Raw genomic sequence first — 21,189 nt, 5'->3', positions numbered from 1 at the left:
AATCAATGACTTGGAACGAAAGAGAGTTGGCTGCCAGGCTCTTTCCCTCCGCCATTTAACCCTTCGGCAAAGCTCTCTCCGCGATTTCTGAGCGCCTAAAATCCCCAGTATTTGCGGGCTTCCTCCCGAAAAGCTCCTAACTGCCGGCATGGCGGCCGGGTCTATTTTGGTCTCTCTCAGCCCCGTATTCTCCAAAGCTCCTGACTGCCCGAAAATGGTACGGCGGCAGCAAGTAGTTGAAATTATTTGATTTTATATTGACCTTGCTGCCGTACTTTGCATCCTCTTTCTGGTTAGCGCGAGGGCCTCTCATCGAACCATTACTATGCCGGCAACCCTACGGTCGGTAGGACCAATTTCTGCCTCGGATCCATGCCTGTAGAGAACGCAAGTGCGGTGGCCGTCACCATCAGTGCTGGCACTATCGGCGGCGTTACGCTGCACGGCAGAAGTTCAGGCCCATCACCTGCTCTTCACGTCCAGCGAATGATATTCCGGTCAATTAGGGCTTGAAGATGTGGACATATCTTGGACTCATCTGGGCGTGCCATTGCCGCCGTCTTCATCCCCTGCGGGCGCCGCTTGCCGCGTAGCGAGAGTCTCCTGGTTCGTGCCCGTCAGGCCCGAGCGACAAGAAAACGGCATTTTGCTACGATCTGGAACGATCCGTCGGCCTGGCGCAAGGGCTGCGGTCGTCGTGCCGTGCGATAGCCGCCAGTACCGGAAATCCAATCTACAAGTCCAGAAAGAACGACCGCGTGTGGGCGGCGAGGATTTCGATGATTCGGCGCGGCTTCATGCCGGACGGCATGAGCAGCGATACCCGGGCCGGAGGCAGACTGTCCTCGATCTGAAGTTCCGCCAGTTTGCGCCCGTCATAGGCGGTCAGCGACTTAGCGCGATGGTTGAGGATCGAATATCCCAGCCCATTGGCCACCAATCCACGCACCGCCTCGATCGAGGTGCTGCGGTGGCGGATCCGTGGCGTGATTCCGAGGCTGGTGAAGATAGCCGTATAGTAGTCGCGGCTGATGGGCAGGTCGAGGAGGATTACCGGGTCCTGCTCGAGTTCCTGAAGTCTGACCCTTTTTTGCCCGGCGAACTGATGGCGTTTTGCCACGATGACATAAGGTTCGAGGTCCACAAGAGGTTCTGAACTCACGCTGTTCGGAAGGTCGAGGTCATAGCTGAGCGCCAGTTCGGCCTCTCCCGTCATCAGGCTGTCCACAAGACGCTTCTGGTCACCCTCGACGAAATCGACCTCGATTTCGGGATAGGCCGCCGAGAAACTCGACAGGAGAGACGGCAGGTAACGCGGAACGAGGTAGGTGAGACAGGCGATCTTCAGGCGGCCACGGGGAGCCTCGCCCAGCGCACTAGCCATGGCCTGAATGTCGTTGGCGTGCGCCAAGAGCTTCCGCGCCTCGCGGAGCACGTCGATGCCCGCCGCGGTGATTGCAACCCCACGCGCATGATGCCGGACCAGAAGCTGGATGCCCAGCCTGTCCTCGAGACCGGCAATGGCCAGCGACACCGAAGGTTGCGACACGTTCATGCTCGCGGCGGCGAGCGTGATGCTCTGATGGTCCGCCGCCGCGACAAAGAAACGAAGCTCCTTCAGGGAAATCTGCATCAGGAATTTCAATGCATAGGATGAAAAGATGATATTTTCATATTTAATGGCGCGGTGCAACTGTCTTCCCATGAAATGAGGCGCACCATGATGAACATCGTTACCCCCGTCCAGGACGGAGCGAGACACTTTCTTGTCGGAAACCAGGTCGCTCGCAGCGCGGGACAGCCTTGGCTGCGCGATGGTAAGCATTACCGGCAGAGCCTGAGGGACGGGCGTCACGTGATTTTGGGAGGCAGGGATGTCGCCGACGTCACGGCCGAGCCTTCCCTTGGCACCGCGATCGAGACGCTCGGTTCCTACTTCGACGCGCAGGTGGCTATTGAAACCCAGGATCTCCTGACCACCGTCGATCCTGCCACGGGGAACAGGTTCTCGACCGCATGGCTCGTGCCGCGCTCGATCGACGACCTCAAGCGCTACGACGCCATGATCCGTCACAGCACGACACTGACCTTCGGCGTGTTCGGCAGACCGCCGGATTATGGTCCGGTGAAGGCTGTGTCCTTCGTCGCGTGGAACCACCTCATCAAAGAGAAGGACCCCGAGGCGCTCGGCAAGATCGAGCATTTCCTGCAGACGGGGCGTGAGAACAATCTGGTGAGCTCCGATGTCATCATCGACGTGCAGGCCAATCGCAAGCTCCCGATGCCCGACAGGCAGGCGCGGCTCCGCGTGGTCGAGGAGAGGAAGGACGGCGTGGTGCTTTGTGGAGCCAAGGCGGGTAACTCCGTTCTGGCGCAGGGCAATATCGGCACCGTGTCGATGCCGCCGCCTGATCCGACCATGCCGGAGGAATGCAACATCTGGACGGCGATCCCTGCCAATGCGCCGGGCCTCAAGATGATTCTGCGCGAGCCCAACGTGTCAGGCCGCGAGAACCGGGAAGACAACCCGCTGAACGCCGCGGGCGAGGAGGCCGACTGCATCCTGCTCTTCGATCATGTCTTCGTGCCCTGGGACCATGTCTTCAGCTACAAGAACAAGACCCTGGGGCAAATATACACGACGCTCGGCCAGTTCGCCTTCTGGAAGATTGCCAATCGACTGGCCTATCGCGGCGAAATCTTCGCGGGCGCTGCGCAACTGATTGTCGATGCCCTTGGCACTGATCATGTGCCCGCCGTCCGGGCGATGGTGGCCGAAGTCATCAGTTATGCTGCGATCCTTCGCGGCATGATGACGGCCGCTGTCGAGACGGCCCAGCCGACCGAGAGCGGCGTAATGCTCCCCAACCATTCCTTCGTCACGGCGGGAAGGCTTCATGCCATTGAGCACTACCCGCGCATCATGCAGATTCTGCGTGACTTGAGCGGGCAGGGACTGATCGGACGTGTTCCCCAAGCCGCCTGGGAGAGGGAAGACCTGGGCGACCTTCTCGATACATATCTTCCAGGTTACCGCCTGGACGCGCGCGAGAAGAACCGCCTGTTCAATTTCATATGGGATATGACATGCAGTTCCAGTGCCATGCGCGTGGCGCTGTTCGAGAACATCAATGCTACGCCGGCACCAGCCTTGCGGGAGGAGCTTTACCGCAGCCATGACCGCAGCAACGGCATGAACCTCATTCGCCGCAAGCTCGGGCTCTGAGGAACTCTCCATGCTCGCAAATCCCATCCCATGGCCCAACGGCTGTCGCTGCGCCGTCGCCGTCTCTTTCGACATGGATGCCGACTCGATTTTGCACCTCGCCCACCCGGACAGTGCTGACAACCGGGTGATGGCGCTGTCGATGCTGCGTTACGGACCGGAAGTAGCCATTCCGCGCATCCTCGCGATGTATCGCCGCTTCGGCATGAAGCAGACCTTCTTCATCCCGGCCTGGTCGATGGAGCGCTATCCCGCTGCCGTGGAAGCCATCCTCACCGATGGCCACGAGATCGGGCACCACGGCTATCTTCATGAGCATCCGAACGAGTTGAGCCGGGAGGACGAGCTCTACTGGATGCAGCGGAGCATCGAGGTGATCACGTCCATGACGGGGCAGCGGCCACGCGGCCACCGCGCGCCGTCCTACCGTTTCTCCCGCAATTCGCTCGATCATCTCGTGAGCGAGGGATTTCACTACGACGCCTCGCTGATGGGAGATGACATTCCCTATCTTCTTGACAACGGTTCAGGCTCGGTCATCGAGATGCCGAGTCACTATGCGATGGATGACTGGGCGCATTACATGTCCTCGCGCGATCTCGCCTATATGATGCAGCCTAAGGCAACGTCGGATGCGATGAAAGCCTTCCGCGAGGAGTTCGACTCCGTCTGGCGGCACGGCGGGATGTGGCTTGCCGTGTGGCATCCCTTCCTGAGCGGCCGGATGGCCCGCTGCGACGCGATCGAGGAGTTGCTGACCTACATGCACGAGAAAGGTGGCGTCTGGTTCGCGCGGCTCGAGGACATTGCCGTGCATGTGCGCTCGCTCGAGGCGTCGGGTCAATGGAGGCCGCGCTGCGACAACCTTCCCTATTATGTGAGTCCCATTCCGGAGTTGAAGAGACCATGAGCGAGGACGGCAAGCAGCGCCTGCTGGGCTGGATCGAAGCGGACAGGGATAAGCTCATCCGGTTCCTCAGCGAATTCCTGACGAAGGAAAATCCCAATCCTCCCGGCGACACCCGAACCGGGGCGGATTTCGTGACAGACTTCCTCGACCGCGAAGGACTTGCCCACTGCAGGATCGTGGCCCATCCCGAGATGCCCAACATCGTGGCGAGCTTCGATGGACCGAAGACCGGAAAGCATCTGGTGCTCAACGGCCACCTTGATGTCTTCCCCGTCGAGCAGCCCCAATCCTGGACCCATGGGCCGTGGAGCGGCGACATTGCCGATGGCTGCATCTGGGGCCGTGGCGCGGTGGACATGAAGTGCGGCACCACGGCATCGATCTTCACCTATCTCTATCTTTCCCGCTTGCGCGATGACCTCTCCGGAAAGCTCACCCTCACGGTCGTTTCGGACGAAGAGACTTTCGGGCCCTATGGTGCCAGGTACCTGATGGAACACCATCCGGAGGTCCATGGCGACTGCTGCCTCTCCGGCGAGCCCAGCGACCCCCGCACGGTGCGCTTCGGCGAGAAGGGGCCCTATTGGCTGAGGTTCCATGTGCAGACGCCGGGCGGCCACGGTGCCTACTCCCACATGAGCAAGAGTGCCACCAAGATTGCAGCCGAGGTGATTCGCGAGATTCAGGAGATCGAGGCCGAGGTGCCCGCACCCGGCAATGTCGGTGCCGTCTTGCGCGGTTCGGCGGAGGTGATCGAGGCAGCGCTTGGAGCCGGGGCCGCCAGCATCATCCAGGGCATCACCACCAACATCGGACTCATCAAAGGCGGAGCGAAGGTCAACATGATCCCGAGTTCATGCGAATTCGAGGTCGATATCAGGCTCCCAATCAGTTGCTCAAAGGAACGCATCACGGCCGAACTCGATGCCATCGTCGCCCGGCATCCGGAAGTGCGATACGAGGAGTTCAACTTCAGCCCTCCCAACTGGTGCGACCCCGAACACGAGATGACCGGGCTGATCCGCCGCAACGTGACGGCGTTACAAGGCTTCGATCCGAAGCCGATGGTGGGGCTGGGCACGACCGACATGCGCCTGTGGCGTGACCGCGGCATCCCGGCCTATGTCTATGGCCCCTCGCCGCGCACCATGGGTGCACGAGACGAGCGTGTGGAGATGGAGGAGTTCCTCCATATCGTCCGCGTCCACGCTTGCGCGGCTTATGATTACCTGACCGGCTGAAGTTCCGATGTTGCGACCCGCAGCTCCGCCAGACTATCCTCTTCACGAACAGTGAATGGGGCGGATTGCCTTGGCCAAGACAGGACGATCACAACGGCGCGAGGACTTTCGGTTTCTGACCGGCAAGGGCCGTGATGTTGCCTGATGGCGCCTTCAATGGAAAGGTACTCTTCAAAAGCCGCGATGATGAACGGGTTGTCGGCCGAGCTGCCTTGACCGTGTCTGGCATCACGGAAGATGGCAAACGCGAAATCCTTGGCATTCGGATTGGCGGCACCGAGAGTTTTTCGACCTGGGATGAGACCTTTCGCTGGCTCAAGGGCCGCGGTCTTGGCGGCGTGATGTTCGTGATCTCCGACAGTCATGGCGGATTGACTCAGGCAATCACCAAGTACTTTAGGCGGGCAAGCTGGCAACGGTGCCAGGTCCACCTGATGCGGAACCTGTTGTCCCTCATCCCGGTCAAACTCAGGGGTGAGGTTGCGGCTCATGCAAAACTCGTCCTCCACGCCCACGATATGGTTGAAGCCAACCGGCAGCTTGATGTGTTCATCTAAAGATTTGGAAAGTCTGCCCCGAAGGCTGTCGCCTGCCTGGAAGAAGGGTTTGCGGATGCCATGGCTGTGATGGCCCTTCCGGCGGAATAGCGCCGCCGGCTCAGAACGACAAACATGCAGGAGCGGCCGAATAAGGAAATCCGCCGTAGAGAGAGGGTGATCCAGATCTTTCCGAACGACGAGTCAGCTCTCCCTCTCATGGGCGCCCTTCTCGCCGAGTTCAACGAGATCTGGGCAGAGCGCCTCTACATCAACATGGATGAGTTCAAGGAGTGGCTTATGAAGAGAAGCGAGACTGACGCTGTCAGCAACGTCGTGGTAATGGCGTTGTAGTCATGCCGTCATCAACCGAGCCAAGTGGAATTTGTAGCAACTTTCGGACTTGACCGTCGTGCTTGACATGGGTGCCGCTCAAAGTGTCGGTTGTATTTCTAATATTACTATCAAATTATTGATATAATGAGATATTTATCTTGCGCTTTGGACCCCTCCTTTTCCGCCATTTAACCCCAGGCAGAGTATCGCTCACCGAGACTCAAACAGCAAAAATCCTCAGTATTCACGAGCTTCTTGCCGTGGGGCTATTGACTGCGCCCTGCGCGTGGCGGCCGGATTTTGTCTCTTTGAGCTCAACATAAGATATACTTCAAGTCGGACCACTTCAGTGGGGATGGATCACAAGTGATCTGACGCGTTCAGCTTAATGCCAAGCCGCTGTGCTCGTGCGTACAACCTCGCGTGCAGTCTGACAGAGGCAGCAAGAGCCAGGGAATACGGTATCCAGTTCTTTCTCTGATGCGGATTTCGCAGGTAGAGCTTGCGCTAATTGGATTGTTTAGCCCTAGTGATTTTTATATCTAGCGAGAGAAGCGGACATCATGGCAGTCTGCAACTTGGCTCTTTTTACAGGTTTTTGCAGGGGAGTGGTGCTGAATGGGCATCGTCGATGAACTGCCTTTCGACGTCGTAATGCATGATGATGTCCGGATACCCGCAGCAGATGGGGCATTGCTTGCGGCGCGTATCTGGCGGCCCGTCGGATCGGAAACGGCGCCGATTCCTGCCATCTTAGAGTTCCTGCCATATCGTCGCCGGGACGGCACAGCAGAACGTGACGCTCTTACTCATCCATATTTTGCCGGTCACGGTTACGCCTGTGTCCGCGTCGACATGCGGGGATCGGGAGATTCTGAGGCCGTTCTCAAGGGTGAGTATCTTAAGCAAGAGCAGGATGATGCGCTCGCCATCATGAGTTGGCTGGAACAGCAACCGTGGTGTACGGGAGCCGTCGGCATGATCGGCATTTCCTGGGGTGGATTCAACGGTCTGCAAGTGGCGGCCCTTCGTCCACGCCAGCTCAAGGCCGTGATCTCCATCTGCTCCACAGACGACCGCTATACTGACGACGTCCACTTCATGGGAGGTGCTCTGCTCCTCGATAAGATCGGTTGGGGCTCCACGATGTTCTCACTCAACGCAGCGCCGCCCGATCCGGCCGTTGTGGGCGATTCGTGGCGCCAGCTGTGGATGACGCGGCTCAATGAGAGCGGCTTCTGGCTTGCCGACTGGATGTCGCACCAGCGCCGAGACGCATTTTACACGCACGGCTCTGTCGGCCAGGATTGGAGCGCCATCCAATGTCCCGTCTATGCCGTGGGTGGCTGGGCCGATGGCTACACCAATGCCGTGGGCCGGCTTCTCGCCAATCTCCGGGGACCGCGCAAGGGGCTCATCGGACCGTGGGCGCACAAGTATCCCCATTTCGCGAAGCCGGGGCCGCAGATCGGTTTCCTCCAGGAGTGCCTCCGCTGGTGGGATCACTGGCTAAAGGGCAAGAACACAGGCATCATGGAAGAGCCGATGCTGCGAGCTTACATCGAAGAGCCAGTGCGGCCGAACCCCTGCAATACGGATAAACCTGGCCGCTGGGTGGCCGAGACGCGGTGGAGGGCGGAGGGTTCACGGCCCCTGACGCTTTCCCTTTCACCCGGCCGCCTTGGCAAGGCTGGGCAGGGCCTCGTCACAGTATCGTCACCGCAGACCACTGGGCTCGCTGCCGGTAAGTGGTGCCCCTACGGCATATGGGCAGACCAACCCCTCGATCAGCGACAGGAAATGGGCGGCCAGGCGATCTTTGAGACAGAGCCTCTCGCTGAAGACGTAGACATGCTCGGGACCCCATTGATCAGTTTCGATGTAACGTCGGACAAGACGGTAGCGTTGATCGCCGCCACACTGTGTGAGGTTTTCCCGGATGGCGCGGCAACACGCGTGAGCTACGGAATTCTCAACCTCACACACCGAGACAGTCATGAAGCGCCGGAGCCGCTGGTGCCGGGAAGGCTCTACCGGGTGAACATAAAGCTCTGCGATATCGGCCACCGCTTCGGCAAGGATAACCGCATCCGACTGGCGCTGTCGAATGCCTACTGGCCTATCGTCTGGCCGTCTCCGGAGGCCGGTATGCTCACGGTTCACTGCGAAGCGAGCGAACTGCGTTTGCCGGTGCGGGAGGCCACCTCTCTGGACGCGTCGCTGCAGCCGCTCCCGCCCCCGAAAAGTGCGCCTCCGCTCGCGCAGACTGAGATTGAACCTGGGCATAACACTTGGACGGTTCACGTCGATGCTATGACCGGAACCACCATGCTGGAGCGCGTGAACAGCGACGGCTGGCGCCGCATCGACGGTATTTCGCTTGAACTCGGCACGCACACAGATACCCGCTACACGATCCATCCTGAGGATCCACTCTCTGCCAGCATAGAAACGCACAACGTGCGCCGCTACCGGCGCGGCAGCTGGGACGTCACCATGCTGACTGACGTGGCTCTCACCTCAACCGCGAGCGATTTCCTCTTAAAGGGCAAGCTCCAGGCGTGGGAAAATGAGCGCATTGTGAAGAGCGAGGAGTGGTCAGTGACCATCCCGCGCGATCTCGTCTAGCTCGCCGCCTCCAGAATGGAGACGAGGGCCGGCTGGTCGAGCGGGCGGGGATTGCAGCCTGCGTTGAAGTCTGGAAGCGCCATAGTTGCTAAGCGCTCGAAGTCCTGGCGCCTGACACCGATCTCCGTGATCCGCGCGGGTATGCCAACACGCCGGGAAAGCTCCATCAGCTCAGCCAGATAGGCGTCAAAACTTGCGTCGAGTTCCAGGAAGCGCGCCAGTTCCGAGATCGGTTTTTCCACGGCAGGGCGGTTGAAGCGCAGCACATGCGGCATGAGAACGGCGTTGGTAAGCCCGTGCTGTGCCCCTACCAGCGCACCGATGGCATGGCTCAGCGCATGCATCGCGCCCAGCCCCTTTACAAAGGAGGTCGCTCCCATGATTGCTGCCGCCATCATGTAGGAACGGGCTGTGATGTCGCCACCGTTCGCAACGGCGCGTGGCAGGAACGCGTGACAGATACGGATCCCCTCGGCGCCAATGGCATCAGCCATCGGATGGAATTGCCTGACGAGAAGGGCTTCAAGATTGTGCGACAGCGCGTCCATACCCGTCCAGGCCGTGAGGTTCGGCGGCAGGCTCAGCGTCAGCTCTGGATCCGCGATCACGACGCGCGGTAGCATGGAAGCATTGACGATGCCCGCCTTCACCGGTTTCAGCGGGTCCGTGATGATTCCACTCGCTTCGACCTCAGCGCCAGTACCGGCGGTCGTCGGTATTGCGATGATCGGCACTGTGGTGCGCTCGTGCTGGTGTTCGAGGCTACGCGGATAGGCGAAGCGCCAGAGATCACCGCCGCATCCGGCGAGCAGCGCCACTGACTTGCCGCAGTCGAGGCCGCTGCCGCCTCCGAGCGCAATGACACCATCCGCTTCGTGTAAATGAAACGCCGCGACACCCTCGGTCACCTGTTGCCCGGTAGGGTTCTGGTCTGCGCCCGGCCATAGAATTGGAATGGAAGCGGATGCGGCGATCTCTGTCACACGATTCGGGATCGGCGTTGCGGCCAATCCGCGATCAGTGACGATCAGCGGACGTCTGATGCCGAGATGTTCGAGGATGAGGGGTAGTTCGGATATTCGTCCTGCCCCGAACCGTACCTCAGTCGGAAAAAACCAGTCACCGCGCAGATCTTCCGCAGCACTAAATCGCCAGAACGTCATGAGGCCTCGCGTTGACAGTTTCCTGAACTGGGCCTTAGCTGACCATCAAAATCAGCGGGAGGCAACATGGCTACCAAATCGGTGAAGATCGTCGATTGCCGAGCAGAGGTCGAGAACGTAGAGATCGCGTGGATCCCCATGAGTGACGGCCGTAGGCTGGCCGCCCGGCTCCTGCTGCCGAAAGACAAGGCCAAGAGGCCTGTACCGGCGATACTCGAGTATATTCCGTACCGGCGGCGCGACGGCACGCGGCCCCGGGACGACGAGACGCATTACTGGTTTGCCGCCAACGGATATGGCGTGGCGCGCGTCGACATCTCCGGTTCCGGTGACAGCGAGGGGTTGATCCAGGACGAATACCATGAGCGTGAGCAGGACGACGCCGTCGAGGTCATTGCCTGGCTTGCGGAGCAGGAGTGGTGCACCGGATCCGTTGGAATGATTGGCATTTCCTGGGGCGGTTTCAATGGCTTGCAGGTCGCCGCCAGGCGCCCGCCGGCGCTCAAAGCCGTCGTTTCACTTTGCTCCACCGTCGATCGCTATGCCGACGATGTCCACTACATGGGAGGCTGCCTCCTCAACGACACGCTGGACTGGGGCGACTTCTTCGTCACCTGTGGCTCACTGCCACCAGACCCGGCGATTGTGGGGGAGGACCGCTGGAAGGAAATGTGGAGGTATCGCATCGAAAATCTCGACTGCTATCCGATGATGTGGATGGAGCACCAGCGCCGTGACGGCTTCTGGAAGCACGGCTCGGTCTGCGAGGATTACAGCCGTATCGAGGTTCCTGTCCTTAACGCCAGCGGTTGGGTGGACGGCTATACGGCGGCCGTCTTCCGCTCGGTAGAAAACATGCCTGGGGCCAAGGGCATCGCGGGCGCTTGGGGCCATAAATATCCTCACGTTGGATTCCCGGGACCTGCCATCGGCTTTCTGCAGGAGTGCAAACGTTGGTGGGATCGCTGGCTGAAAGGCAAGAAGACCGGCGTGGAGAATGATCCCGCACTTCGACTCTTCCTGCAGGATGGCGAGCCGCCGCGCCCGCATTTTGACGAGCGCAAGGGGCGCTGGATTGGCCTCCCCGAATGGCCTTCAAAAAATATCAAGGTCCAGACGTTCCATCTCGGCGACGGTAAGCTCACCAAGGCCAGAACGAGGGCAAAGCCACGGTCGATCTGCTCCAGTCTCTCGACGGGAGTGAACGCCGGCGAATGGTGCGCCTACGCGCTCGGCAAGGTTGCGCCCGAACTGGCGATCGACCAGCGCGAGGACGATCTGCAGTCGATCTGCTTCGACGCACCGGTTCTCAAGAAGCCGCTTTCGATCGTCGGGCGCAGCTACATGCGTTTGCGCGTCGCAGCTGACAAGCCTCAGGCGCAGGTTGCTGTGCGTCTCAACGCCATCCATCCTGACGGCTCGGTGGAGCGTATAACCTATGGCCTGCTGAACCTCGCCCACCGGGACAGTCATGAAAATCCCAAGCCGTTGAAGCCAGGCAAATTCTACGACGTGACGGTGGAGCTGAACGAAATTGCCGAAAGGGTGCCCGCTGGCGCGGTGCTGCGGCTCGCCGTGTCAAGCAGCTACTGGCCGATCGCCTGGCCTTCCCCAGAGCATGCCACCGTAACCGTTGACCCGTCGCATTCCTGGCTCGAACTCCCGGTCCTCGTTTCGGAGAAGGGGCTCGCAAAAGTCAAGTTCAGTGCGCCTGAAAAGTCCCCTCCTGCTGCTGTCACGGTCAGCGATCCGGGAGCGGAAACTCGCCATCTCATCCTGGACATCGAAAAGCAGCGTGTAAATTTTCTCATTAAGCGCAATGACGGTACCTACCGGATTGACGACATCGGAACGGAACTGAGCCTGACCAAACTCAAGGACTATTCGGTGAGCCGCGACGGGCGCGAACCTCCCCGCTCCCTGGTCGCCACCACGTTTCACTTCCGCCGTGGCTCGTGGGATGCACGCACTGAGACAGATGTGTCGCTCACCTCCGACAAGACGCACTTCCATATGGAGAGCCATGTTCGTACATTCATCAATGGAAAGCCCTTCGTGAACCGGGACTTCAAACGCTCGTTCAAGCGTGATTGCGTGTAGCGTGGAGCGGCGGAGTCGGGTGTTGTCTTAGGGTCCCTCTCGGCTTGCCGCTACATGCCGTTTGACAGCGCGTTCTGGCAGGTACAGTCTCGTTTCCTAGTGCGGCTTAGTCGTGCTGGGCAAGAAGTTCAACGACAGATCTCCGGGAGGAGAATATGATGAACCGACGTGACTTGCTAAGAAATTCCGCTTTCCTGAGTGCCATCGCCGCGCTGGGTATCAAGCCCAGCCAGGTGCTGGCGCAGGAGGGCGATATCCTGAAGGTCCGTATAGAGGCGGACATTCAGATTCTTGATCCAGGGTACATGGTTGGCGGCGTCGAGACGACTGTGCAGTATGCCTGCCTGCCTCGGCTCGCGGTTCCCGTCCGAGGGGCTGACGGCAACTGGTCCTGGAAACCTTCCGAATATGTGGAGAAGGTTACTCAAGACGATCCGGTCACCATTTCGTTCACCCTGAAGCCTAGATTGAAATGGTCAGGTGACGCCGGCGATGTGACCGCCGAGGACGTCAAGTTCTCTTTGGAGCGCATGCTTAAGTCTGACTGGGCAGGCCGCTTCCCCACGCTTGAGAGGGTCGACGTGAAGGACGCGCAAAGCGGCACCATTGTGCTGAAGGCGCCTTTTGCCGCGACGTTCTTGATGGGCGTAGCCTCGGAGTCCGGCACCATACTTCCCAAGTCCAAGGTCGAAAAGCTTCCGGACCAGAAGTTCACCACGGAACTTCCTGCTCAATGCGGTGCCTACGTGATGACCGAATGGACGCCGAAGCAGAAGATTATTTTGAAGGCAAACCCAGACTGGAAGGGCACGAAGCCCGCCTTCGCTGAGGTTCAATTCATCAACATCGAGGACACCACCGCGGCCGAACTGGCCTTCGAAGCGGGAGAGGTAGCGATTACCGCCGTACTGCCGACGACGGCGGCGAGATATAAGTCCAAGATGCCTGCCGGTGCGGAGCTCACGAACCAGCCCGGTCCATACTTTACCTGGATTGGCATGAATACCGAGCACGAAACGCTGAAGGACATTCGTGTACGAAAAGCGATACAGCGGGCGATCGACGTCCAGTCGATCCTTGATGCCGCATATGGCAGCACGGCACCGATTGCGCACGGTGTTGTGCCACTGGGAGTGGTCGGAAACCGCACGGCGTCGAAGTACAGCTACAATCCAGACGAGGCGCGAACTCTTCTCGCTGAAGCTGGGGTAAGCGGCCTTAATATCCAGCTTAAAACGCTGAACGAGGCTTATCGTGTTACGGCGGCACAGATCGTGCAGGCCAATCTTGCCGATGTCGGCATCACCTGCGAGATAGTGCCGGTTGACCCTGGTCCGTTCTGGAACCTCGGTCTCGAGTCCAAGGGTGATGACTGGAAGAGCCTGCAGATGTGGTGGATGCGTTACCGCTCGTCCCCCGATCCGTCGGACCCGCTCCAGTGGTTCGTGAAAAGCCAAGTGGGTGTGTGGAACTGGGAGCGCTGGTCGGACCCTGAGTTCGAGGCGCTGTGGACGAAGGGCCTCGCCGAGACGGATTCTGCCAAGCGCCAGGAAATTTACGTACGCATGCAGGAGATCATGGAGGATACCGGTGCTTATGTCTGGATCACCCACGATCCACTGAACTACATCCACAACGAGAAGGTCGTGCCAGACTTCGACACTGGCGGCGAATTGCTGGTCGATCGGTTTAAGAAGGCATGAACCAGTGGCGGGCAGGGTTAGTATCCTGCCCGCCTCTTCTTCTTTGAAAGAGCCACCATCAGGACATGCTGTTCTACGCCATCCAACGCATCGGACTATCGATCCTGATCCTGTTCACATCCATGGTGATGCTGTTCACGGCCCTTAAGCTCATCCCTGGCGATCCCGCCACCATCATGCTGGGCTCTCGGGCGAGCCCAGCGATGCGCGCGCGGATCACCGAGCAGCTTGGCCTCAATGATTCGGTTGTCGTGCAACTCGGCACATTCTTTGGCAAACTGCTGCGGGGCGATCTCGGAACCGACATGTGGAGCCAGCGACCAGTGAGCCAGATGGTCATGGAAAGCCTGCCCTACACGCTGGTGCTGATTGCCGCAGGCCTCGGCTGGGCGGTGTTGATCGGGGTTCCGCTCGGTTGCTACTCGGCGGTGCGCCGTAACTCCGTGTTGGACCGGATCACCGGTGTGCTCTCCGTGGCGACGATCTCGATCCCGTCCTTCGTGGTAGCCATCTATCTGATCCTCCTCTTCTCGATCCAGCTGGGCTGGCTTCCGATAATTGGTGCGGGCGACAGCGGAAACTGGAAGGATCAGGCCATCCACCTACTCATGCCGGCATTCGCCCTTGGGCTCGGTTGGGTCGGGTACCTTGCGCGCATTGTCCGCGCCTCCATGCTGGAGGTGATGGGAGAGAACCACATCCGCACGGCCCGTGCGCATGGCCTTCCAGAGTTCCAAATCATCAAGTCCTATGCACTGCGGATCGCGATATTGCCCACCATAACCCTGCTCGCGGTGGCGGTGGGGGGGTTGCTGTCAAGTGCCGTCTTCATTGAAGCGATCTTTGCGCGCCCGGGCATCGGCAAGCTGATCGTTGATGCGGCAAGCATGCGGAATTTTCCCGTCGTGCAGGGTGGAGTGCTGACCACTGTCTTTCTCTTTGCGATTACGATGCCGATCGCTGATCTTCTGGTGGCCTGGCTTGACCCCCGTGTGCGCGCAAATCTCTGAAAAACCCTGGTCAGAACCGGGCGTCGCCTCGGCCACGCTGCGGCGGCTGCGTCGCGACCCTATGGGAAGCATCGGGCTGGTGCTCGTTCTTCTCATTTTGTTCTGCGGCATATTCTCTTCGTGGATCACGCCCTTCGATCCACTCAAGATCAATGTACCGGACAGGTTTCATTCCCCCTCGTTGGTGCACTGGATGGGAACCGACAATCTCGGTCGCGACGTGTTCTCGCGAGTGATTGCAGGAAGTCGTATAGCTCTGTCGGTGGGCATCACCACGATCGCCACGGCACTCGCCCTCGGTCTCGTTCTGGGGTTAGCTGCAGGCTACGGTCCGCGCTGGCTGGACAATGTGCTGATGCTAGTTTCCGACTCCATCTACTCCTTCCCCACCGTCATGCTGGCGCTTACCGTCGTAACGCTGCTGGGCGCGAGTATCAGCACCCTGATGTTCGTTGTCATTGTGATCCAGACGCCTGCCTACGCGAGGCTCACGCGCACCGCGACATTAACGATCAAGAGTAGCGAATATGTGCAGGCCATCGAGTCGCTTGGGGCCTCGAAACTCCGGATCATAATCGTTCACTTGCTGCCTAACGTCGTGGGCCCACTGCTGATTATCGCCAGCATGGACATTCCTTCGGTCGTGGCACTGGAAGCCGGTCTTACCTATCTGGGTATGGGTATTCCGCCGCCGGCGCCTAGCTGGGGCCGCATTCTGCAGGAGGGTTTCGGCCAGATCCGAACCGCGCCGTGGATCGTCATAGCGGGTGGCATTCCGCTTATCATCACCACCCTTGGCTTCACTTTCCTTGGTGAAGCGCTGCGTGACAACCTGGACCCGAAGCTGAGGCACGTGGTTTGATGCAAAGCGTGCTTGAGATCGATCACATGTCTATCGACTTCGACACTGGTCGCGCGCCAGTCCACGTTCTGCGTGACATTTCCCTCACCGTTCCGGCGGGGGAGATTGTAGGCATTGTCGGAGAAAGTGGGTCGGGCAAGTCCACGTTGGCCCTCGCAATCATGCGCCTGCTTTCTGGAAACGCGCGCGTCACCGCGGGCAGGATCATATTCGACGACAAGGACATCCTCAAACTGACTGAGGACGCGATGCGAGAGATACGTGGCCGCCGTATCGCTATGGTGTTTCAGGACCCAATGACGTCTCTCAACCCGGTTCGCAGCATCGGCCGGCAGATGCTGGATATCCAGCGCCACGGTGCTGATGGCAATACCGCGTCCAAGCGCAGCAAGGCAGCCGCGGTGCTAAAGCGGGTGGGCATTCCGGATGCCGATCAGCAACTCGACAATTATGCCTTCCAGTTTTCAGGCGGCATGCGTCAGCGCATTGCAATTGCTATGGGCATGATAGAAAAACCAGAAATTCTCATTGCCGACGAGGTGACGACCGCCCTTGACGTAACGCTGGAGGCCCAAATCCTGCACCTCTTGCGGGAACTGCGTGATGAGATTGGCTGCGCCATTTTGTTCATCTCCCACAATCTTGGCGCGGTCGCTGAGCTTTGTGATCGCGTTTTGGTGCTTTATGCGGGCGAGGTGGTGGAGCAGGGACCAATCACCGATATCTTCTATAGGCCTCAGCACCCCTACAGTCGGGCCCTCATCGCCTGCGATCCGGCCCGTATATCCGAAGTGACACGCGATCTTCCCGTTATTGCTGGGGAAGTGCCGAACCTGGCGGCGATTCCCCGTGGTTGCATTTTCTCGCCGCGGTGCACGCTGGCCTCCGACCTCTGTCACCGCGAGGCGCCGGCTATGTTCGAGGTTGGGAATGGCCATTTCGCGCGCTGCCACTTTGCCGAAGCTGTCGCACCGCGATGAGCCTGCTCTCGGTGCAGAACCTGCGTGTGCGCTATTCCATCGCCGGGCCGGTAAAAGCCGCAATCGCTGGCCTCCACAATCGCTTCGTCGACGCCGTGATCGACGTCTCACTGGAGATCGAACCGGGATCAACGCTGGCCATCGTGGGGGAGAGCGGTTCGGGAAAAACGACGCTCGCTCGCGCGGTCATCGGGCTAACGCCGTTTACTGGAGGTAATATCCTCTTCGACGGTAAGAACCCCTTCGCCTTGGGCCCCCACCCAAACCGCGCCTATCACCGCGACGTCGCGATGATGTTTCAGGATCCTGTTTCGAGCCTGTCGCCCCGGCGCACGGTCAAGTCGCTCATCACCGAGCCTTTCGTCATCCACGGGTTACGTGACAGGGACCTCGGGGCTGAGGCGCACCGACTCCTTTCATTGGTGGGGCTTCCCAGTGACTTCGCCGGGCGCTACCCGCACCAGCTCTCTGGTGGACAGGCCCGGCGCGTAGGTGTGGCGCGTGCCATCTCGCTCAATCCCAAGCTGATTATCGCCGATGAGCCTACGGCGGGGCTCGACGTTTCGGTGCAGGGCGAGATCCTCAATTTGCTCGGCAGGCTGCAGGCGAAACTCGGTCTGAGTTTTATGATCATTACGCACAATCTTGCAGTGGTGCGCCACGTGAGCGACCGCACAGCCATCATGTACATGGGACGCATCGTTGAGGAGGGGCCAACGCAGGCGCTGTTCCGGACGCCGCGCCATCCCTACGCGGCAGCTCTGATCGCCGCACAACCAAACCCCGATCCGGCCCGCCGCCGGAGTGGGCCCGTGCTCACCGGCGAAGTCACAAGCCTGCGCAACCGGCCGAGTGGCTGTGAGTTCAATCCTCGGTGCGACCAAGCCCGCGAAATTTGCCGCATCAGCGTACCCAATGCGGAAAAATCGGCCACGGGCCAGAATGTCCGTTGCCACAATCCCTTATGGTGAAGCGTCTGAATGCGCCGGCAGCGAGCGAAGGCATTCTGATCGGTGAGCTAACGTGGAAGAGCCTCTAGTTGTTCTAGAGCTTTCCTGTACGAGCAGCACGGATTGGCCTGCTGCCGGTTCGTAGGGTTCTTCGGGATCATCTTCTTCCGAACCAGGGCAGCCTCACCATGCTTCTCAAGCGCCGCCTTCCAGCGGTAGAAGCTGGCTCTACCTATGTCGAAGTACCGGCAGGTCCGGCCGACAAGCCCCGTCTCCTCGACAAGCTTCAAGATCTTCAGGTTGCGCTGAATGTCGCGCTCTTTCGGGGGCATTGAAGACATCATCCTAACTCAATAGGCTATGAACCAGGATGTCTCGCGAGATCATAGATATCTCCACCTCATGAGGCCTTGAAATATTCGACCTGCTGTGGCGCCAGCGGCTTGCGCCCGAGGATCATATCTGCAGCCTTTTCCGCAATCATGAAGACGCAGGCATTTATGTTGGCACTGGGTATTGTAGGAATAACGGACGCATCGACGACACGGAGCCCTTCGACTCCTCGAAACCTGAGCTGCAAATCGACAACGGCGCGATCATCTCCGTCGGCACCCATCCGCGCTGTACCGCACGGATGGTAGGCTGAGGATGCGTCTTCGCGGATGAATGCATCGAGTTCCGCGTCCGTTTTTATGTTGTCGCCGGGCAGGTGGGGATGTCCCGAACTCTGTTGAAAATGCCGAGACTGGCGTTGCTGGTTGAACGTTATGCGGCATCAGCGAGGCGGTCAACCGTCGGGGTGGTGGTCTGAGCGGTACGATGGCTTTGAAGTGCGGCTTTGAGCAACGGCAGATGCTTGTGGGCCTTGAGGCGCCTGGCCGTCTCGCCTTCCGGGAGATGATCAGCGAGACGCAGTACCAGGCCGGTGTGGCGTTCGCCCAGCTCTACCGCGACCACCACGCGACGGTGGGGCTGCCGTCACCCAGCCCGCGGTCCGTCGCCGGGCTTCTCATAAACGAGGGCATCTTCGGAACTACTCCGAGCGAGCCTGCTGCGGAGGTGGTCGAAAAGCTGAAACGGCGCTTCCGAGACGCCACCGATGTGCTTGATGGTTGCGACCGGGAGCATCGGCTGTCTCCTGGAAAGCGGCCGACACTTCTGGTCTACCGGGTCATCTGTACCGATCAGGATGCCCTGCACTGGAGTGAAGACGACATCGGCAACCTGCGAGTGGCGTTGAACGCGTTGGTGCGGTTGTTCAGGTTGTAAATTCCGGCGACATGCGCATAGCTGGGGCCGGTTGTATCCGGCCCCTATTTTTCCAACTCGACACGCCATATTGGTCTTTTTATGCTCCGTATCCCGAAAACAGGGAGAGCAACATGGCCAGCAAGACCTATTTCGTCATGATCGCATTCAAGCGAGTGAAGGGCGGTCTCGTCGCACAGGCAGGCGTGCAGTGCCCATCCGAGCGATCCGCAGTTGCCCAGGCGCGCGGCGCGGTCGTCCGCGGCGCTGCCGGTGCGATTGCGTTCACACGTAACGGCGATCCAACTGGCGAATACTGCGAGGCGACGGTGATCTGCAGGGAGGGCAAGATCGCCGACGCCGTCGTGGATGAGATGCTGGCGGCCTGAGCGAGTTTATGGGGTCGTCGGGACGGCCTTATGGAAGAACCTGATAAGCCTCGACAAGAATGTAGCGGCTGCTGGTACTGCGCACCGCACCTGAAATTACCCAGCCGACACGACAGAGCTTGATCGCTTTCTCCGGTAACAGGATCGGCCCATAGTGTTTGCCGTCATCCTCATCTTCTAGCCATATGCGGTCACTTTCGATTTTCGTGATTGAGAAGTGCCCTTCGATATCCGACTCGCGTGGCGTCTGATGTTTCGCCGTTAGATCGTAGAGAAGCGCAGTCAACTTTGCCGCGGCAGGCAGATCACGCGCTGCATCTGAGCCTTGCTGGATGGCTAGATCGGCATCTTCGCTATTGGCATATCCCTTTTCAACAAGCCACTTTGAAAGCTTTTTTATCACTGAGCCTGATGCCTGCAATGTAGCTGCGTCCCCAATTACTTTTCTGACCATGAAGTAATTCAAAAACTCGCCGACATTTCCCAGGATATGTTCAGGGCCAAAAACATCGCAGAACTCTCGAGGCCGATCTGCCTCGGCTCCAGTTGTTTCTTCAAAAAGCTCGCGCTCGGCTTTGTTCAAAGAGTTCGCCGCGTATCTATTGAGGCTGTGAGAGAATAGCCTGATCACGTCTTCGTACCGTGCGTAGGTTCTTGGTGATAAGCGCTTCTTTTCCGCACTCAAATATTCTGCAAGCACCTCGGAGATTGACGGCCTGCTATCGCCCTCTGCTTGACCACGTTCGAAATCAGTTCTGCTCCGCATGGTAACACCTTCTTGGTCGTCCAGGTTTCCTGAATTCCATTCTGCCGAAATCCGCCAGATGATCATCGACTCAACGCCGACACTTGCGCAGTCGATCGGCTTTTTCAAGCTCTAGCTGGTCGTAGTTTCCCTATGGCACTGAGCTCTATGTACGTCGTTGCCGGTTGGCATGAGTCAAGCGCATTGGAGACGGGTCTGAAAACAAACTTAGTAAGAAAATTGAGATATACTTGAAAAATCCTGTTGACACGTTTCTGCGACGCGGCTAAAAGTTCCGATATTGAAAGATCAGAAATGCGCCCGGAGACGAGTTCTCCGGGCGTTTTCGTTTCAGGCGGCCCGCGGGGCCACCTCCCGCTCAATCTTCTTGCGCAGCTGGCGGTTGGCAATGTCGAGGTCGTATTGGGTCTGAAGGTTGATCCAGTACTCCGGCGTCGTCCCGAAGTAGACCGCAAGCCGCAGCGCCGTGTCGGCGGTGAGGGATCTCTGGCCGAGCACGATCTCATTTGGCCGGCTGCGCTGCACCTTCAGGTCCTTGGCGAGTTGGTAGACGCTCAAGGAGAGTGGCTCGAGGAACTCGGTCTTGAGCACATCGCCAGGGTGCACGGCTGGAAGCCTGCGTCCGGTGGTGATATCCGAGAAGTCGATCTTGCCAGTTTCAATATCTTCACGCTTGATGGTCATGGTCGGAGTTCCTCAATGATAGTCGACAAGTTCGACGTCCAGGGCTTCGCCGTCTCGCCATGCGAAGCAGATGCGCCACTGATCGTTGACGCGGATGCTGTAGGTGCCCTTGCGGTCGCCGCGGAGTTCCTCCAACCTGTTGCCCGGCGGACTGCCGAGGTCCAGGGGTTCCTTGGCAGCATCGAGCATCTTGAGCTTGATGCGCGCCCGTTTCTGGATATCCTGGGGCAATCCTCGCACGGCGAGTCCCGCGAAGATGGCTGCGGTCTGCTTGTCGGCGAAGCTGCGGATCATGCGAAAGCGTACCGCAGCACAGTACGTCCTGTCAATAGGGACGTACTGTTTGACAGATCATGTCTTCTCAAGTCATTGAAATCACGGGTCCTTCCGCCGAACTTGACGTAGCGGGGGCGCTCAGCGCAGGCTTTCGCTAGCGACAGGGTTCCAGTTTGGGGTT

The 21,189-nt window shown here is 59.2% G+C and carries 19 protein-coding genes and 1 pseudogene; 13 read left to right on the top strand and 7 right to left on the bottom strand.

The genetic code is table 11. From position 1 onward, the window contains the following. Nucleotides 1–733 precede the first annotated feature (733 nt). On the bottom strand, nt 734–1,825 hold the full coding sequence (locus WCJ41_RS15005) for a LysR family transcriptional regulator (protein WP_336906641.1): 1,092 nt from the start codon (nt 1,823–1,825) through the stop codon (nt 734–736). 30 nt (nt 1,826–1,855) lie between these two features. Between WCJ41_RS15005 and WCJ41_RS15000 the strand changes: the two genes are divergently transcribed. The 5 genes and pseudogenes from WCJ41_RS15000 (at nt 1,856) to WCJ41_RS14980 (ending at nt 8,877) form a co-directional block, all read left to right on the top strand. Beyond that, a complete protein-coding gene (locus tag WCJ41_RS15000) occupies nt 1,856–3,226 on the top strand; it encodes a 4-hydroxyphenylacetate 3-hydroxylase N-terminal domain-containing protein (RefSeq protein ID WP_336906640.1) in 1,371 nt (456 codons plus the stop codon). Nucleotides 3,227–3,236: 10 nt separating this feature from the next. Continuing rightward, complete coding sequence (locus tag WCJ41_RS14995) at nt 3,237–4,136, top strand: polysaccharide deacetylase (protein WP_336906639.1); 900 nt, start codon at nt 3,237–3,239, stop codon at nt 4,134–4,136. Beyond that, complete coding sequence (locus WCJ41_RS14990; RefSeq protein WP_336906638.1) at nt 4,133–5,377, top strand: M20/M25/M40 family metallo-hydrolase; 1,245 nt, start codon at nt 4,133–4,135, stop codon at nt 5,375–5,377. Before WCJ41_RS14995 ends, WCJ41_RS14990 begins: the two co-directional genes overlap by 4 nt. A gap of 134 nt (nt 5,378–5,511) precedes the next feature. Continuing rightward, nucleotides 5,512–6,267 (top strand): annotated as a pseudogene (locus WCJ41_RS14985) (IS256 family transposase). Between the two features lie 600 nt (nt 6,268–6,867). Further along, on the top strand, nt 6,868–8,877 hold the full coding sequence (locus WCJ41_RS14980) for a CocE/NonD family hydrolase (protein WP_336906637.1): 2,010 nt from the start codon (nt 6,868–6,870) through the stop codon (nt 8,875–8,877). On the opposite strand, the gene WCJ41_RS14975 is transcribed toward WCJ41_RS14980, so the two are convergent. Next, nucleotides 8,874–10,040, bottom strand: coding sequence for an iron-containing alcohol dehydrogenase (locus tag WCJ41_RS14975; protein WP_336906636.1), 1,167 nt, complete (start codon nt 10,038–10,040; stop codon nt 8,874–8,876). The two genes, WCJ41_RS14980 and WCJ41_RS14975, sit on opposite strands and share 4 nt — an antisense overlap. 66 nt (nt 10,041–10,106) lie before the next feature. Here WCJ41_RS14975 and WCJ41_RS14970 point away from each other — a divergent pair, with 66 nt between their 5' ends. From WCJ41_RS14970 to WCJ41_RS14945, 6 genes are all read left to right on the top strand, one after another. Further along, nucleotides 10,107–12,140 carry a CocE/NonD family hydrolase gene (locus WCJ41_RS14970; protein WP_336906635.1) on the top strand — a complete coding sequence of 678 codons (2,034 nt, stop codon included), beginning with the start codon at nt 10,107–10,109 and terminating at the stop codon, nt 12,138–12,140. A 158-nt stretch (nt 12,141–12,298) separates the two neighbouring features. After that, nucleotides 12,299–13,843: an ABC transporter substrate-binding protein gene (locus WCJ41_RS14965; protein WP_336906634.1), complete on the top strand. Its 1,545-nt coding sequence runs from the start codon at nt 12,299–12,301 to the stop codon at nt 13,841–13,843. Between the two features lie 65 nt (nt 13,844–13,908). Then, a complete protein-coding gene (locus WCJ41_RS14960) occupies nt 13,909–14,853 on the top strand; it encodes an ABC transporter permease (protein ID WP_336906633.1) in 945 nt (314 codons plus the stop codon). Beyond that, nucleotides 14,834–15,715, top strand: coding sequence for an ABC transporter permease (locus WCJ41_RS14955; protein ID WP_336906643.1), 882 nt, complete (start codon nt 14,834–14,836; stop codon nt 15,713–15,715). The genes WCJ41_RS14960 and WCJ41_RS14955 overlap by 20 nt, the downstream gene beginning before the upstream one ends. Before the next feature lie 26 nt (nt 15,716–15,741). Further along, nucleotides 15,742–16,695, top strand: coding sequence for an ABC transporter ATP-binding protein (locus WCJ41_RS14950; RefSeq protein WP_336906632.1), 954 nt, complete (start codon nt 15,742–15,744; stop codon nt 16,693–16,695). Next, nucleotides 16,692–17,666 carry an ABC transporter ATP-binding protein gene (locus WCJ41_RS14945; protein ID WP_336906631.1) on the top strand — a complete coding sequence of 325 codons (975 nt, stop codon included), beginning with the start codon at nt 16,692–16,694 and terminating at the stop codon, nt 17,664–17,666. The genes WCJ41_RS14950 and WCJ41_RS14945 overlap by 4 nt, the downstream gene beginning before the upstream one ends. A 47-nt stretch (nt 17,667–17,713) precedes the next feature. On the opposite strand, the gene WCJ41_RS14940 is transcribed toward WCJ41_RS14945, so the two are convergent. Both WCJ41_RS14940 and WCJ41_RS14935 read right to left on the bottom strand, forming a co-directional pair. Continuing rightward, complete coding sequence (locus WCJ41_RS14940; protein WP_336906630.1) at nt 17,714–17,977, bottom strand: helix-turn-helix domain-containing protein; 264 nt, start codon at nt 17,975–17,977, stop codon at nt 17,714–17,716. A gap of 68 nt (nt 17,978–18,045) precedes the next feature. Then, nucleotides 18,046–18,354 (bottom strand): GMC oxidoreductase, encoded by a 309-nt coding sequence (locus WCJ41_RS14935; RefSeq protein WP_336906642.1) that lies wholly within the window; start codon nt 18,352–18,354, stop codon nt 18,046–18,048. Nucleotides 18,355–18,464: 110 nt separating this feature from the next. Between WCJ41_RS14935 and WCJ41_RS14930 the strand changes: the two genes are divergently transcribed. Together WCJ41_RS14930 and WCJ41_RS14925 are read left to right on the top strand one after the other, a co-directional pair. Next, a complete protein-coding gene (locus WCJ41_RS14930) occupies nt 18,465–18,914 on the top strand; it encodes a hypothetical protein (protein WP_336906629.1) in 450 nt (149 codons plus the stop codon). 113 nt (nt 18,915–19,027) lie between these two features. Further along, nucleotides 19,028–19,282 carry a hypothetical protein gene (locus WCJ41_RS14925; RefSeq protein WP_336906628.1) on the top strand — a complete coding sequence of 85 codons (255 nt, stop codon included), beginning with the start codon at nt 19,028–19,030 and terminating at the stop codon, nt 19,280–19,282. 28 nt (nt 19,283–19,310) lie between these two features. Here WCJ41_RS14925 and WCJ41_RS14920 read toward each other — a convergent pair whose 3' ends face one another. From WCJ41_RS14920 to WCJ41_RS14910, 3 genes are all read right to left on the bottom strand, one after another. Beyond that, the gene (locus WCJ41_RS14920; protein WP_336906627.1) at nt 19,311–20,156 is read right to left on the bottom strand and encodes a hypothetical protein; all 846 of its coding nucleotides are present in this window, start codon (nt 20,154–20,156) and stop codon (nt 19,311–19,313) included. 222 nt (nt 20,157–20,378) lie between these two features. Then, the gene (locus WCJ41_RS14915; RefSeq protein WP_336906626.1) at nt 20,379–20,732 is read right to left on the bottom strand and encodes a HigA family addiction module antitoxin; all 354 of its coding nucleotides are present in this window, start codon (nt 20,730–20,732) and stop codon (nt 20,379–20,381) included. Between the two features lie 12 nt (nt 20,733–20,744). Beyond that, nucleotides 20,745–21,026, bottom strand: coding sequence for a type II toxin-antitoxin system RelE/ParE family toxin (locus WCJ41_RS14910; RefSeq protein WP_336906625.1), 282 nt, complete (start codon nt 21,024–21,026; stop codon nt 20,745–20,747). Nucleotides 21,027–21,189 lie beyond the last annotated feature (163 nt).

This window comes from Aestuariivirga sp., from assembly GCF_037139295.1.
Taxonomy (GTDB): Bacteria; Pseudomonadota; Alphaproteobacteria; order Rhizobiales; family Aestuariivirgaceae; genus Aestuariivirga.
Note: the sequence above shows the minus strand (reverse complement) of the source record. Positions and strands in the feature narration are given on the sequence as shown.

Bases quoted from the DNA above. Each gene is read 5' to 3' on its own strand.
- WCJ41_RS14950 (WP_336906632.1), top strand. From the start codon at position 15,742: ATGTCTATCGACTTCGACACTGGTCGCGCGCCAGTCCACGTTCTGCGT.
- WCJ41_RS14925 (WP_336906628.1), top strand. From the start codon at position 19,028: ATGGCCAGCAAGACCTATTTCGTCATGATCGCATTCAAGCGAGTGAAG.
- WCJ41_RS14965 (WP_336906634.1), top strand. From the start codon at position 12,299: ATGAACCGACGTGACTTGCTAAGAAATTCCGCTTTCCTGAGTGCCATC.
- WCJ41_RS14945 (WP_336906631.1), top strand. From the start codon at position 16,692: ATGAGCCTGCTCTCGGTGCAGAACCTGCGTGTGCGCTATTCCATCGCC.
- WCJ41_RS14940 (WP_336906630.1), bottom strand. From the start codon at position 17,977: ATGCCCCCGAAAGAGCGCGACATTCAGCGCAACCTGAAGATCTTGAAG.
- WCJ41_RS14995 (WP_336906639.1), top strand. From the start codon at position 3,237: ATGCTCGCAAATCCCATCCCATGGCCCAACGGCTGTCGCTGCGCCGTC.
- WCJ41_RS14915 (WP_336906626.1), bottom strand. From the start codon at position 20,732: ATGACCATCAAGCGTGAAGATATTGAAACTGGCAAGATCGACTTCTCG.
- WCJ41_RS14975 (WP_336906636.1), bottom strand. From the start codon at position 10,040: ATGACGTTCTGGCGATTTAGTGCTGCGGAAGATCTGCGCGGTGACTGG.
- WCJ41_RS14930 (WP_336906629.1), top strand. From the start codon at position 18,465: ATGGCTTTGAAGTGCGGCTTTGAGCAACGGCAGATGCTTGTGGGCCTT.
- WCJ41_RS14970 (WP_336906635.1), top strand. From the start codon at position 10,107: ATGGCTACCAAATCGGTGAAGATCGTCGATTGCCGAGCAGAGGTCGAG.
- WCJ41_RS14910 (WP_336906625.1), bottom strand. From the start codon at position 21,026: ATGATCCGCAGCTTCGCCGACAAGCAGACCGCAGCCATCTTCGCGGGA.
- WCJ41_RS15005 (WP_336906641.1), bottom strand. From the start codon at position 1,825: ATGCTTACCATCGCGCAGCCAAGGCTGTCCCGCGCTGCGAGCGACCTG.
- WCJ41_RS14960 (WP_336906633.1), top strand. From the start codon at position 13,909: ATGCTGTTCTACGCCATCCAACGCATCGGACTATCGATCCTGATCCTG.
- WCJ41_RS14980 (WP_336906637.1), top strand. From the start codon at position 6,868: ATGGGCATCGTCGATGAACTGCCTTTCGACGTCGTAATGCATGATGAT.
- WCJ41_RS14990 (WP_336906638.1), top strand. From the start codon at position 4,133: ATGAGCGAGGACGGCAAGCAGCGCCTGCTGGGCTGGATCGAAGCGGAC.